Below are 13,209 nucleotides of genomic sequence, written 5' to 3' on the forward strand. Positions count from 1 at the left end.
GTGATCAGACCGCCCTCATCAGCAGGGTCGCGGCGATGACGACCGCCGTACCGCCGAACATCGAGACCGCGTAGGTGCGGGCGTAGCCGTTCTGCAGCTTGCGCAGCCGGCCGGACAGCCCGCCGACCGAGGCGGCCGTGCCGTTGACGACGCCGTCGACCAGGGAGTGGTCCACGTAGACCAGCGAGCGGGTGAGGTGCTCGCCGCCGCGGACCAGGACCACGTGGTTGAAGTCGTCCTGGAGGAGATCGCGGCGGGCGGCCCGGGTGAGGACCGAGCCGCGCGGGGCCACGACCGGGACGGGCTTGCGCCCGTACATCGCCCAGGCGGTCCCGACGCCGATGACCAGGGCCACCACGGTGGCTCCGGTGACCGTGGCCGCGCTCAGCGGGGCGTGCCCGTGGTCGTAACCGGTCACGGGCTCCAGCCAGTTGATGAACCGGTCGCCGATGGCGAAGAACCCGCCGGCGAAGACCGAGCCGAAGGCCAGCACGACCATCGGGACCGTCATCGACTTCGGGGACTCGTGCGGGTGCGGCTCGCGGCCTTCGGCGTCGGGCTGCCAGCGCTTCTCGCCGAAGAAGGTCATCAGCATCACGCGGGTCATGTAGAACGCGGTGATCGCGGCGCCCAGCAGGGCCACGGAGCCGAGGATCCAGCCCTCGGTGCCGCCCTTGGCGAACGCCGCCTCGATGATCTTGTCCTTGGAGAAGAAGCCGGACAGGCCAGGGAAGCCGATGATGGCCAGATAGCCGAGGCCGAAGGTGACGAAGGTGACCGGCATGTACTTCCGCAGGCCGCCGTACTTGCGCATGTCGACCTCGTCGTTCATGCCGTGCATGACGGAGCCCGCGCCGAGGAAGAGCCCGGCCTTGAAGAAGCCGTGCGTCACCAGGTGCATGATCGCGAAGATGTAGCCGATGGGGCCGAGGCCCGCGGCCAGGATCATGTAGCCGATCTGCGACATCGTGGACCCGGCGAGGGCCTTCTTGATGTCGTCCTTCGCGCAACCGACGATCGCACCGAAGATCAGCGTGACCGCGCCGACGATGACGACGACCAGCTGCGCGTCCGGGGCGGCGTTGAAGATCGCGCCGGAGCGGACGATGAGATAGACGCCGGCGGTGACCATGGTCGCGGCGTGGATGAGGGCGGAGACCGGGGTCGGGCCCTCCATCGCGTCGCCGAGCCAGGACTGCAGCGGCACCTGGGCCGACTTGCCGCAGGCGGCCAGCAGCAGCATCAGCCCGATGGCGGTCAGCTTGCCCTGGCTCGTCTCGCCCGCCGACTCCAGCACCGGCCCGAAGGCGAAGGTGCCGAAGGTGGTGAACATCAGCATGATGGCGATCGACAGGCCCATGTCGCCGACCCGGTTGACCAGGAATGCCTTTTTCGCCGCGGTGGCCGCGGTGGGCTTGTGCTGCCAGAAGCCGATGAGCAGGAACGACGCCAGACCGACGCCCTCCCACCCGACGTACAGCAGCAGGTAGTTGTCGGCGATGACGAGGATGAGCATCGCCGCGAGGAACAGGTTGAGATAGCCGAAGAAGCGGCGCCTGCGCTCGTCGTGCTCCATGTAGCCGATGGAGTAGATGTGGATCAGGGTGCCCACACCCGTGATGAGCAGGACGAACGTCATCGACAACTGGTCGAGCTGGAAGGCGATGTCGGCCTGGAAGCCCTCCACCGGAATCCAGCTGAACAGGTGCTGGTGCAGGGCCCGGTCCTCCGCGCCCTTCCCCAGCATGTCGGTGAACAGAATGAGTCCGACGACGAACGAGGCGCCGGCGAGCAGGGTTCCGAGCCAGTGGCCGGTCCGGTCCAGCCGGCGGCCGCCGCAGAGCAGGACCGCGGCTCCGAGCAGGGGCGCCGCGACGAGCAGCGCAATCAGGTTCTCCACGTTTCCGACCCCTTACAGCTTCATCAGGCTGGCGTCGTCGACCGAGGCCGAGTGGCGGGAGCGGAACAGCGACACGATGATCGCGAGTCCGACGACGACTTCCGCGGCGGCGACGACCATCGTGAAGAACGCGACGATCTGCCCGTCGAGGTTGCCGTGCATCCGGGAGAACGTGACGAGCGCCAGATTGCACGCGTTGAGCATCAGCTCGACGCACATGAACAGCACGATCGTGTTCCGCCTGATCAGCACCCCGGAGGCGCCGATCGCGAAGAGCAGGGCCGCGAGGTAGAGGTAGTTGACCGGGTTCACTTGGCGGCCTCCGTGTTCTCCGCCGCGGGTGCGGCGTCCGCTCCGCGCGCCACGGCGTCCGCGTCCTCACGTCCCAGCCGCTCCCCGGAGCGCTGCTCCAGGGCCTTGAGATCGGCGAGTGACTGCCGCGAGACGTCACGGATCTGACCGCGCTCGCGCAGGGTCTGCATGACGGTGAGCTCGGACGGCGTGCCGTCGGGGAGCAGGCCGGGGATGTCCACGGCGTTGTGCCGGGCGTAGACGCCGGGGGCGGGGAGCGGCGGGAGGTGCTTGCCGCGCACGCGCTCCTCGGACATCTCCCGCTGCGTCTTGGCCCGCTCGGTGCGCTCGCGGTGGGTGAGCACCATCGCGCCGACGGTCGCGGTGATCAGCAGCGCGCCGGTGATCTCGAAGGCGAAGACGTACTTGGTGAAGATGAGGTTGGCGATGCCCTCGACGTTGCCTCCGTGCCGGGCGTTGGCCGCGCCCAGTCCGTTGAAGGTGCTCAGGGAGGCGTTGCCGATGCCGGCGATCAGCAGCACGGCGAATCCGAGGGCGCACCCCAGGGCCAGCCAGCGCTGCCCCTTGAGGGTCTCCTTCAGGGAGTCCGCCGCGGTGACGCCGACGAGCATGACGACGAAGAGGAACAGCATCATGATCGCGCCGGTGTAGACGACGATCTGGACGATGCCGAGGAAGTACGCGCCGTTGGCGAGGTAGAACACGGCGAGGATGATCATGGTCCCGGCGAGCGACAGGGCGCTGTGCACGGACTTCTTCATCAGCACCGTGGAGAGCGCGCCGATCACGGCGACGGTGCCCAGGATCCAGAACTGGACGGCCTCGCCGGTCGAGGTGGTGGTGGCCGCGGCCAGGGAGTTCACGCCCCCACCCCCTTGTCCTGCCGGGCGTCGGAGGCCCGGGTGGACTCGATGGGGTCCTCGTCGCCCTCGGCGGTCTCGCCCTTGGACACGGCCGTCTGACGGACCGTGCCGTGCGCGGCCTCGGTGACCACGCCCCGGTAGTAGTCCTGTTCGTCCATGCCTGGGAAGATCGCGTGCGGGCTGTCGACCATGCCTTCCTCCAGGCCCGCGAGCAGCTCGTCCTTGGTGTAGATGAGGCTCTCGCGGGTGGTGTTGGCCAGCTCGAACTCGTTCGTCATGGTCAGCGCCCGGGTGGGGCACGCCTCGATGCAGAGTCCGCACAGGATGCAGCGCGCGTAGTTGATCTGGTAGACGCGGCCGTAGCGTTCGCCCGGGGAGTAGCGCTCCTCGTCGGTGTTGTCCGCGCCTTCGACGTAGATGGCGTCCGCCGGGCAGGCCCAGGCGCACAGCTCGCAGCCGACGCACTTCTCCAGGCCGTCCGGGTGCCGGTTGAGCTGGTGGCGGCCGTGGAAGCGGGGCGCCGTCACCTTCGGCGTCTCCGGATACTGCTCGGTGAGCCGCTTCTTGAACATGGCCTTGAAGGTCACGCCGAAGCCGGCCACCGGGTTCTGGAACTTCTCCCCCGAGTCCCCCGAGGACTCGGCGGATCCCGATGAGCCCGTGAGCTCTGGTTTCTCAGACACCGCCGGCCTCCTTTCCGTCACTCGCGTTTCCGTCACTCTGAGTATCCGCCCCGCCACTGACAACGAGCTCCCGTTCCCGTCGTGGGACGCGCCTGGGCACGGGCGGCAGCGTCTGTCCGGGCAGCGGGGGCACCGGGAACCCGCCCGCCATCGGGTCGAAGGCGGGCTCGGGCCCGGCGGCCTCCTCCTCGGCCCGGGACCTGCGGTCGCGGAACATGTCGACGACGAAGGAGATCAGCAGGATCGTGATCACGGCCGCGCCCACGTACAGCACGATCCGCGAGAAGTCGTACCCCTCGTTCCGCAGCGCCCGGACGGTGGCGACGAGCATCAGCCACACCACCGAGACCGGGATGAGGACCTTCCAGCCCAGCTTCATCAACTGGTCGTAGCGGACGCGGGGAAGCGTGCCGCGCAGCCAGATGAAGAAGAAGATCAGCACCTGGAGCTTCAGGAAGAACCAGAGCATCGGCCACCAGCCGTGGTTCGCGCCCTCCCAGAAGGCGGAGACCGGGTACGGGGCCCTCCAGCCGCCGAGGAACAGCGTCACCGCGATCATCGACACGGTCACCATGTGGATGTACTCGGCGAGCATGAACATCGCGAACTTGATGGAGCTGTACTCGGTGTTGAATCCGCCGACGAGGTCGCCCTCGGACTCCGGCATGTCGAACGGCGCCCGGCTGGCCTCACCGACCATCGTCACCATGTAGATGATGAACGAGACCGGCAGCAGCATGATGTACCAGCGGTCCGCCTGGGCCTCCACGATGGTCGAGGTGGACATCGACCCGGAGTAGAGGAAGACCGAGGCGAAGGCCGCACCCATGGCGATCTCGTACGAGATCATCTGGGCGGACGACCGGATTCCGCCGAGCAGGGGGTACGTCGAGCCCGAGGACCAGCCGCCGAGGACGAAGCCGTACACCCCGACCGCGCCGACGGCGAGGATGTAGAGCGCGGCGATCGGGAGGTCGGTCAGCTGCATCGTGGTGCGCTGTCCGAAGATGGAGACCTCGTTGCCCGACGGGCCGAAGGGGATCACCGCGATCGCCATGAAGGCGGGGATCGCGGCGAGGACGGGCGCGATGACGTAGACCGCCTTGTCCGCGCGCTTGACGATCACGTCTTCCTTCAGCATCAGCTTGATGCCGTCGGCCAGTGACTGGAGCAGCCCCCAGGGGCCGTGCCGGTTGGGGCCGACGCGCAGCTGCATCCAGGCGACGACCTTGCGCTCCCACACGATGGAGAACAGCACGATCAGCATCAGGAACGCGAAGCAGAAGACCGCCTTGATGACGACGAGCCACCAGGGGTCGGTGCCGAACATCGAGAGATCCTCGGCGGCGAGGACGACGCGCTCGGGCGCCGTCGTGAGTGCGGCGAGGCCAGTCACGCTCGTACCTCCGATGGTTCGACGGGAGCACCCGGTACGGCGGCGGGACCGATCCGCACCAGGCCGCCGGGGTTCGCGCCGGTGTCGGCGGGGATGCCGCGCCCGACCGAGTTCAGCGGCACCCAGACCACCCGGTCCGGCATGTCGGTGACCGCGAGGGGCAGTTCGACGGTGCCGGCGGGTCCGGTGACGGCGAGCAGGTCGCCGTCCTTGACGCCGGTCTCGGCCGCGGTGGCGGCCGAGAGCCGGGCGAGCGCCGCGTGCCGGGTTCCGGCGAGGGCGGTGTCGCCCTCCTGGAGCCGGCCCAGGTCGAGCAGCATCCGGTGGCCCGCGAGGACCGCCTCGCCGTCGCCGGGCCGGGGCAGCGGCTGCGCGCTCTCACGCGGGTCGTCCGCACGGCCGCCCTCCCAGCCGCCGAGCCGGTCCAGCTCGCGGCGGGCGGCGGTCAGGTCCGGCAGGGCGAAGTGCACGTCCATGGCGTCCGCCAGCATGTGCAGCACCCGGGAGTCCGTCGGCGCGAGCGTCCGGGGCAGCTGTTCGGGCTTCAGCGCCGCCTGGAACATCCGGGCCCGGCCCTCCCAGTTGAGGAAGGTGCCGGACTTCTCCGCGACGGCGGCTACCGGGAAGACCACGTCCGCCCGGGCGGTGACCGCGCTCGGCCGCAGTTCCAGCGAGACCAGGAAGCCGACCTCGTTCAGCGCCTGGAGGGCGCGGTTCGGGTCGGGCAGGTCCTCGACGCCGACCCCGGCGACGAGCAGCGCGCCCAGCTCGCCGGTGGCCGCGGCCTCGACGATCTGGCCGGTGTCGCGGCCGTGGCGGGTGGGCAGTTCGGCCACCCGCCACAGCTCGGCGACCTCCTCGCGGGCCCGCGGGTCGGTGGCCGGGCGGCCGCCGGGCAGCAGGGTGGGGAGCGCGCCCGCCTCCACCGCGCCCCGGTCGCCGGCCCGGCGCGGAATCCACACCAGGCGTGCGCCGGTGGCGGTGGCGGTGCGGACGGCGGCGGACAGTGCGCCGGGCACTCCGGCGAGCCGTTCACCGACGATGATCAGGGAGTGCTCGGCGCGGAGCGCCTCGGCGGCGGCCGACCCTTCGGCCTCCAGGCCGATGCCGCCCGCGAGCGCGTCCAGCCACTCGGTCTCGGTGCCGGGGGCGGCGGGCAGCAGGGTGCCGCCCGCCTTCACCAGGCCCCGGGTGGCGTGCGAGGCGAGCGCGAAGGTCCGCTGGCCGTTCTTGCGGTGGGCCTTGCGCAGCCGCAGGAAGACGCCGGGCGCCTCCTCCTCGGACTCGAACCCGACGAGCAGGACCGCCGGGGCCTTCTCCAGCGCGGTGTACGTGACCCCCTCGCCGTCCAGGTCCCGGCCGCGTCCGGCGACCCGGGCGGCCAGGAAGTCGGCCTCCTCGGCGCTGTGGACCCGGGAGCGGAAGTCGACGTCGTTGGTGCCGAGGGCGACCCGGGCGAACTTGCTGTAGGCGTAGGCGTCCTCGACGGTCAGCCGGCCGCCGGTCAGGACGCCGGTACGGCCGCGGGCGGCGAGGAGTCCGGCCGCCGCCGCTTCCAGCGCCTCGGGCCAGCTCGCCGGCTCCAGGACGCCTTCGGCGTTGCGGACCAGCGGGGTGGTGAGCCGGTCGCGCTGCTGGGCGTAGCGGAAGCCGAACCGCCCCTTGTCGCAGAGCCACTCCTCGTTGACCTCGGGGTCGTTGGACGCGAGGCGTCGCATGACCTTGCCGCGCCGGTGGTCGGTCCGGGTCGAGCAGCCGCCCGCGCACTGCTCGCACACCGAGGGGGTGGAGACCAGGTCGAAGGGGCGGGAGCGGAAGCGGTACGCCGCGGAGGTCAGCGCGCCGACCGGGCAGATCTGGATGGTGTTGCCGGAGAAGTACGACTCGAAGGGGTCGCCCTCGCCGGTGCCGACCTGCTGGAGCGCGCCGCGCTCGATCAGCTCGATCATCGGGTCGCCCGCCACCTGGTTGGAGAACCGGGTGCAGCGCGCGCAGAGCACGCACCGCTCGCGGTCCAGCAGCACCTGGGTGGAGATCGGGACGGGCTTCTCGAACGTCCGCTTCCTGCCCTCGAAGCGGGAGTCGGCGCCGCCGTGCGACATCGCCTGGTTCTGGAGCGGGCACTCGCCGCCCTTGTCGCAGACGGGGCAGTCCAGCGGGTGGTTGATCAGCAGCAGCTCCATCACGCCCTTCTGCGCCTTCTCGGCGACAGGAGAGGTGATCTGCGACTTGACGACCATGCCGTCGGTGCAGGTGATGGTGCAGGAGGCCATCGGCTTGCGCTGGCCCTCGACCTCGACGATGCACTGGCGGCAGGCGCCGGCGGGGTCGAGGAGCGGGTGGTCGCAGAAGCGCGGGATCTCGATGCCGAGGAGTTCGGCGGCGCGGATGACCAGGGTCCCCTTGGGGACGCTGATCTCGATGCCGTCGATGGTCAGCGTGACCAGGTCCTCGGGCGGGATGGCCGCCTCGCCGCCCCCGGAGGGCGCACTCGTGGTGACTGTCATGCGTTCACCCCCCGGTGAGCGTTCTTGCCGTCGGTGTTCTTGTCGTCGGCCCAGGCCGTGGACCGGGCGGGATCGAAGGGGCAGCCCTTGCCCGTGATGTGCTGCTCGTACTCCTCGCGGAAGTACTTGAGCGAGGAGAAGATCGGCGAGGCGGCGCCGTCGCCGAGCGCGCAGAACGACTTGCCGTTGATGTTGTCGGCGATGTCGTTGAGCTTGTCGAGGTCGGCCATCTCGCCCTTGCCGGCCTCGATGTCGCGGAGCAACTGGACCAGCCAGTAGGTTCCTTCGCGGCAGGGTGTGCACTTGCCGCAGGACTCGTGGGCGTAGAACTCGGTCCAGCGGGTGACGGCCCGCACGACGCAGGTCGTCTCGTCGAAGCACTGGAGCGCCTTGGTGCCGAGCATGGACCCGGCGGCGCCGACGCCCTCGTAGTCGAGGGGGACGTCGAGGTGCTCCTCGGTGAACATCGGGGTGGAGGAGCCGCCCGGGGTCCAGAACTTCAGGCGGTGTCCGGCCCGGATGCCGCCGCTCATGTCGAGCAGCTGGCGCAGGGTGATGCCGAGCGGGGCCTCGTACTGGCCGGGGCTGGTGACATGGCCGCTGAGCGAGTAGAGCGTGAAGCCCGGGGACTTCTCGCTGCCCATCGACTTGAACCAGTCCTTGCCCTTGTTCAGGATCGCGGGAACCGAGGCGATGGACTCGACGTTGTTCACCACAGTGGGGCAGGCGTACAGACCGGCGACCGCGGGGAAGGGGGGTCGCAGCCGGGGCTGGCCGCGTCGTCCTTCGAGAGAGTCGAGCAGCGCGGTTTCCTCACCGCAGATATACGCACCGGCGCCCGCGTGCACCGTGAGTTCGAGATCGAGTCCCGAGCCCAGGATGTCCGTCCCCAGATAGCCCGCCTCGTACGCCTCTCGTACGGCCTCGTGCAGGCGTCGCAGCACGGGGACGACCTCACCCCGCAGATAGATGAACGCGTGCGACGAACGGATCGCGTAACAGGCGATCACGATGCCCTCGATGAGGCTGTGCGGGTTCGCGAAGAGGAGGGGGATGTCCTTGCAGGTCCCCGGCTCCGACTCGTCGGCGTTGACGACGAGATAGTGCGGTTTGCCGTCGCCCTGCGGGATGAACTGCCACTTCATCCCGGTGGGGAAGCCCGCGCCGCCGCGTCCGCGCAGACCGGAGTCCTTGACGTACGCGATCAGGTCGTCGGGGTCCATGGCCAGGGCCTTGCGCAGCCCTTCGTAGCCCTCGTGGCGGCGGTAGGTGTCCAGCGTCCAGGATTCCGGCTGGTCCCAGAAGGCGGAGAGGACGGGTGCGAGCAGCTTGTCGGGGCTCGTCCCGTTGTGGTCGATCTCGGCGGCCAAGGTCATCACTCCCCCTCCTCGGCGACGGGCCCGGCCGGGTGCTCCGGGTCGGAGGCCGAGGTCTTCTGCGGTGCGTCGTGCGAGCTGAGGTGCTCGGACGGCGAAGGGTCGTGCGGCTGCGCTTCCCGGGGCTGTCCGGCGCGCGGGGAGACCACGCGCGCCTTGGGGGGCGCCTCGCCCTTGGCGAGCTTCAGCCCGACGAGGGAGGCGGGGCCGGCGCCGCCGGTCGCCTCGACGGCGCCGGGGCGCTCGTCGGGGAAGCCGGCCAGGATGCGGGCGGTGTCCTTGTACGAGCAGAGCGGTGCGCCGCGGGTGGGCTCCACGGTCCGGCCGGCGATCAGGTCGTCGACGAGCTGCGTGGCGCTCTGGGGCGTCTGGTTGTCGAAGAACTCCCAGTTGACCATCACGACGGGCGCGAAGTCGCAGGCGGCGTTGCACTCGATGTGTTCGAGGGTGACCTTGCCGTCCTCGGTGGTCTCGTTGTTGCCGACGCCGAGGTGCTCCTTGAGCGTGTCGAAGATGGCGTCGCCGCCCATGACCGCACAGAGGGTGTTGGTGCAGACGCCGACCTGGTAGTCGCCGCCGGCCCGCCGCCGGTACATGGAGTAGAAGGTCGCGACGGCGGTGACCTCGGCGGTGGTGAGGTCGAGCGTCTCGGCGCAGAAGGCCATGCCCGTACGGGAGACGTATCCCTCCTCGGACTGCACGAGGTGCAGCAGCGGCAGGAGGGCGGAACGGCTGCCGGGGTAGCGGGCGAGCACCTCCTTCGCGTCCGCGTCGAGCCGGGCGCGCACCTCGGCCGGGTAGGGGGTGGCGGGGAGCTGCGGCATCCCCAGACTGACGTCCTGGCGTGGTGTGGTCACCGGTCGACGCCTCCCATCACGGGGTCGATGGACGCGACGGCGACGATGACGTCGGCGACCTGGCCGCCTTCGCACATCGCCGCCATGGCCTGCAGGTTGGTGAAGGACGGGTCGCGGAAGTGGACCCGGTAGGGGCGGGTGCCGCCGTCGGAGACGACGTGCACGCCGAGTTCGCCCTTGGGGGACTCGACGGCGGTGTACGTCTGTCCGGCGGGGACCCGGAAGCCTTCCGTCACCAGCTTGAAGTGGTGGATCAGGGCTTCCATGGAGGTGCCCATGATGTTCCTGATGTGGTCGAGCGAGTTGCCGAGACCGTCGGGGCCGAGGGCGAGCTGGGCGGGCCAGGCGATCTTCTTGTCGGCGACCATGACCGGTCCCGGCTCCAGGCGCTCGATGCACTGCTCGACGATGCGCAGCGACTGGCGCATCTCCTCCAGGCGGATGAGGAAGCGTCCGTAGGAGTCGCAGGTGTCGGCGGTGGGCACGTCGAAGTCGTATGTCTCGTAGCCGCAGTACGGGTCGCTCTTGCGCAGGTCGTGCGGGAGTCCGGCGGAGCGCAGCACCGGGCCGGTGGCGCCGAGCGCCATGCAGCCGGTGAGGTCGAGGTAGCCGACGTCCTTCATACGGGCCTTGAAGATGGGGTTGCCGGTGGCGAGCTTGTCGTACTCCGGCAGGTTCTTCTTCATGGTCTTGATGAACTCGCGCAGCTGGTCGACCGCGCCCGGGGGCAGGTCCTGGGCGAGGCCGCCGGGGCGGACGAACGCGTGGTTCATCCGGAGCCCGGTGAACAGCTCGAAGAGGTCGAGAACCAGTTCACGATCGCGGAAGCCGTAGATCATGATCGTGGTCGCGCCGAGCTCCATGCCGCCGGTGGCGATGCACACCAGGTGCGAGGCGAGCCGGTTGAGCTCCATCAGCAGGACGCGCAGGACGGTGGCCCGGTCGGGGATCTGGTCCTCGATGCCGAGGAGCTTCTCGACGCCCAGGCAGTACGCCGTCTCGTTGAAGAACGGCGTCAGGTAGTCCATCCGCGTGACGAAGGTGGTGCCCTGGGTCCAGTTGCGGAATTCGAGGTTCTTCTCGATGCCGGTGTGGAGGTAGCCGATGCCGCAGCGGGCCTCGGTGACGGTCTCGCCGTCGATCTCCAGGATGAGGCGCAACACGCCGTGCGTGGACGGGTGCTGGGGGCCCATGTTGACGATGATGCGCTCGTCGTCGGACTTCACCGCGGACTCGACGACCTCGTCCCAGTCGCCGCCGGTGACCGTGTACACGGTCCCCTCGGTCGTGGCGCGGGGATCCGAAAGGGGCGTCCCGGAGGGACTCGATGAGGGGCCGTGGCCGGGCGACGGGTGGGAGTGGGGAGTGGTCATCAGGAGTACGACCTCCGCTGGTCCGGAGCCGGGATCTGGGCGCCCTTGTACTCGACCGCGATGCCGCCGAGCGGGTAGTCCTTGCGCTGGGGGAAGCCCTGCCAGTCGTCCGGCATCATGATCCGGGTCAGGGCCGGGTGCCCGTCGAAGACGAGTCCGAAGAAGTCGTACGTCTCGCGCTCGTGCCAGTCGTTGGTCGGGTAGACCTCGACGAGCGACGGGATGTGCGGGTCGCTGTCCGGGGCGGACACCTCCAGCCGGATCAGCCGGCCGTGGGTGAGGGAGCGCAGGTGGTAGACGGCGTGCAGCTCTCGGCCCTTGTCGCCCGGGAAGTGGACGCCGCTCACGCCCGTACAGAGTTCGAACCGCAGGGCCGGGTCGTCGCGCAGGGTGCGGGCGACCTGGACCAGGTGCTCGCGGGCGATGTGGAAGGTCAGCTCGTCGCGGTCGACGACCGTCTTCTCGATGGCGTTGGCGGGGAGCAGGTCCTGTTCCTCCAGGGCCCCTTCGAGCTCGTCGGCCACCTCGTCGAACCAGCCGCCGTACGGCCGGGAGGCGGCTCCCGGCAGGGTGACGGTGCGGATGAGGCCGCCGTAGCCGGAGGTGTCGCCGCCGTTGTTCGCGCCGAACATGCCCTTGCGGACGCCGATGACCTCGCCACCGGTGTCGCGCGGGGCGGGTACGGCCTTGCCGTTGCGCTCGTCGCCGTTCGCGTCGGGGTTCTCGGTCACCGCAGCAGCCCCTTCATCTCGATCAGGGGCAGTGCCTTGAGGGCCGCTTCCTCCGCCTCGCGGGCGGCCTCCTCCGCGTTGACCCCGAGTTTGCCGTCCTGGATCTTCTGGTGGAGCTTGAGGATGGCGTCCAGCAGCATCTCGGGGCGCGGCGGGCAACCCGGCAGATAGATATCAACCGGGACAATATGATCAACACCTTGCACAATGGCGTAATTGTTGAACATCCCGCCCGATGACGCGCAAACCCCCATGGAGATGACCCACTTGGGATTCGGCATCTGGTCGTAGACCTGCCGCAGGACAGGCGCCATCTTCTGGCTCACCCGCCCCGCGACGATCATCAGGTCCGCCTGCCGCGGCGAGCCGCGGAAGACCTCCATCCCGAACCGGGCCAGGTCGTAGCGGCCCGCGCCGGTCGTCATCATCTCGATGGCGCAGCAGGCCAGTCCGAACGTCGCCGGGAAGACGGAGGACTTCCGCACCCAGCCCGCGGCCTGCTCGACCGTGGTCAAGACGAAGCCGCTCGGCAGTTTCTCTTCGAGTCCCATGGTGTGCCCCTCAGCCCCTCAGTCCCATTCCAGGCCGCCGCGACGCCACACATACGCGTAGGCGACGAAGACGGTGAGCACGAAGAGCAGCATCTCCACGAGCCCGAAAATCCCCAGGGCGTCGAAGGAGACCGCCCAGGGATAGAGGAAGACGATCTCGATGTCGAAGACGATGAAAAGCATCGCCGTCAGGTAGTACTTGATGGGAAAGCGGCCGCCTCCGGCCGGAGTCGGGGTGGGTTCGATACCGCACTCGTACGCTTCGAGCTTTGCCCGGTTGTACCGCTTGGGGCCGATAAGCGTGGCCATGACCACGGAGAAGATCGCAAACCCTGCCCCGAGGGCGCCGAGCACGAGGATGGGCGCGTAGGCATTCACGCTCCTCGCTCCTTCCAGTCGTCCTTGACCTTTGGACCGCATCGGGCGACCGGCTCGCCACCTCACCAAGATCGTGCACATGTGAGGCAGTTCACAAGCCCGACTGCCCCGCATCCTATGCCCGGCCCCCTGTGATCTGCGACACGGGGTGCGACAACACCTTTGTGATCTCCACCACCTGACGAAGGATCATGAAGTCGTATGAGCGGTGATCTTCGTACGCGAAGCGGCCGAGTGATCACGAGACGTGACATTCGACGGTGTTACCGCTGGTCAAAGGCG

12 protein-coding genes are annotated in these 13,209 nt (G+C 69.3%); all 12 read right to left on the reverse strand.

Going from position 1 to position 13,209, the window contains the following annotated elements:
• Positions 1-4: 4 nt before the first annotated feature.
• The 12 genes from nuoL to ACIQMU_RS09875 are packed head-to-tail and all read right to left on the reverse strand — an operon-like array spanning position 5 to position 12,927.
• Entirely contained in the window at positions 5-1,900 is a 1,896-nt protein-coding gene (gene nuoL / locus ACIQMU_RS09820; RefSeq protein ID WP_402688606.1) for an NADH-quinone oxidoreductase subunit L, read from the reverse strand.
• 12 nt (positions 1,901-1,912) lie between these two features.
• Positions 1,913-2,212 (reverse strand): NADH-quinone oxidoreductase subunit NuoK, encoded by a 300-nt coding sequence (nuoK, locus tag ACIQMU_RS09825; RefSeq protein WP_018960446.1) that lies wholly within the window; start codon positions 2,210-2,212, stop codon positions 1,913-1,915.
• Positions 2,209-3,075 (reverse strand): NADH-quinone oxidoreductase subunit J, encoded by an 867-nt coding sequence (locus ACIQMU_RS09830; protein WP_352242877.1) that lies wholly within the window; start codon positions 3,073-3,075, stop codon positions 2,209-2,211. Before ACIQMU_RS09830 ends, nuoK begins: the two co-directional genes overlap by 4 nt.
• Positions 3,072-3,758 carry an NADH-quinone oxidoreductase subunit NuoI gene (nuoI, locus tag ACIQMU_RS09835; protein ID WP_402688607.1) on the reverse strand — a complete coding sequence of 229 codons (687 nt, stop codon included), beginning with the start codon at positions 3,756-3,758 and terminating at the stop codon, positions 3,072-3,074. Before nuoI ends, ACIQMU_RS09830 begins: the two co-directional genes overlap by 4 nt.
• Entirely contained in the window at positions 3,751-5,154 is a 1,404-nt protein-coding gene (nuoH, locus tag ACIQMU_RS09840) for an NADH-quinone oxidoreductase subunit NuoH (RefSeq protein ID WP_352242879.1), read from the reverse strand. Before nuoH ends, nuoI begins: the two co-directional genes overlap by 8 nt.
• Positions 5,151-7,661, reverse strand: coding sequence for an NADH-quinone oxidoreductase subunit G (locus tag ACIQMU_RS09845; RefSeq protein WP_352242880.1), 2,511 nt, complete (start codon positions 7,659-7,661; stop codon positions 5,151-5,153). The genes nuoH and ACIQMU_RS09845 overlap by 4 nt, the downstream gene beginning before the upstream one ends.
• Complete coding sequence (gene nuoF, locus ACIQMU_RS09850; RefSeq protein WP_352242881.1) at positions 7,658-9,037, reverse strand: NADH-quinone oxidoreductase subunit NuoF; 1,380 nt, start codon at positions 9,035-9,037, stop codon at positions 7,658-7,660. The genes ACIQMU_RS09845 and nuoF overlap by 4 nt, the downstream gene beginning before the upstream one ends.
• Complete coding sequence (nuoE, locus tag ACIQMU_RS09855) at positions 9,037-9,861, reverse strand: NADH-quinone oxidoreductase subunit NuoE (protein WP_352242958.1); 825 nt, start codon at positions 9,859-9,861, stop codon at positions 9,037-9,039. The genes nuoF and nuoE overlap by 1 nt, the downstream gene beginning before the upstream one ends.
• Positions 9,862-9,890: 29 nt before the next feature.
• On the reverse strand, positions 9,891-11,267 hold the full coding sequence (locus ACIQMU_RS09860; protein ID WP_352242882.1) for an NADH-quinone oxidoreductase subunit D: 1,377 nt from the start codon (positions 11,265-11,267) through the stop codon (positions 9,891-9,893).
• Positions 11,267-11,998 carry an NADH-quinone oxidoreductase subunit C gene (locus ACIQMU_RS09865; RefSeq protein WP_352242883.1) on the reverse strand — a complete coding sequence of 244 codons (732 nt, stop codon included), beginning with the start codon at positions 11,996-11,998 and terminating at the stop codon, positions 11,267-11,269. Before ACIQMU_RS09865 ends, ACIQMU_RS09860 begins: the two co-directional genes overlap by 1 nt.
• Entirely contained in the window at positions 11,995-12,549 is a 555-nt protein-coding gene (locus ACIQMU_RS09870) for an NADH-quinone oxidoreductase subunit B family protein (protein ID WP_018490715.1), read from the reverse strand. The genes ACIQMU_RS09865 and ACIQMU_RS09870 overlap by 4 nt, the downstream gene beginning before the upstream one ends.
• Before the next feature lie 18 nt (positions 12,550-12,567).
• Positions 12,568-12,927 carry an NADH-quinone oxidoreductase subunit A gene (locus ACIQMU_RS09875; protein WP_003967084.1) on the reverse strand — a complete coding sequence of 120 codons (360 nt, stop codon included), beginning with the start codon at positions 12,925-12,927 and terminating at the stop codon, positions 12,568-12,570.
• Between the last annotated feature and the right edge of the window lie 282 nt (positions 12,928-13,209).

This window comes from Streptomyces sp. NPDC091649 (genome assembly GCF_044756785.1).
Taxonomy (GTDB): Bacteria; Actinomycetota; Actinomycetes; order Streptomycetales; family Streptomycetaceae; genus Streptomyces.

Excerpts from the sequence above, each read along its gene's own strand:
- ACIQMU_RS09870 (WP_018490715.1), bottom strand. The coding sequence starts at position 12,549 with ATGGGACTCGAAGAGAAACTGCCGAGCGGCTTCGTCTTGACCACGGTC.
- nuoE (WP_352242958.1), bottom strand. The coding sequence starts at position 9,861 with ATGCCGCAGCTCCCCGCCACCCCCTACCCGGCCGAGGTGCGCGCCCGG.
- ACIQMU_RS09845 (WP_352242880.1), bottom strand. The coding sequence starts at position 7,661 with ATGACAGTCACCACGAGTGCGCCCTCCGGGGGCGGCGAGGCGGCCATC.
- ACIQMU_RS09860 (WP_352242882.1), bottom strand. The coding sequence starts at position 11,267 with ATGACCACTCCCCACTCCCACCCGTCGCCCGGCCACGGCCCCTCATCG.
- nuoF (WP_352242881.1), bottom strand. The coding sequence starts at position 9,037 with ATGACCTTGGCCGCCGAGATCGACCACAACGGGACGAGCCCCGACAAG.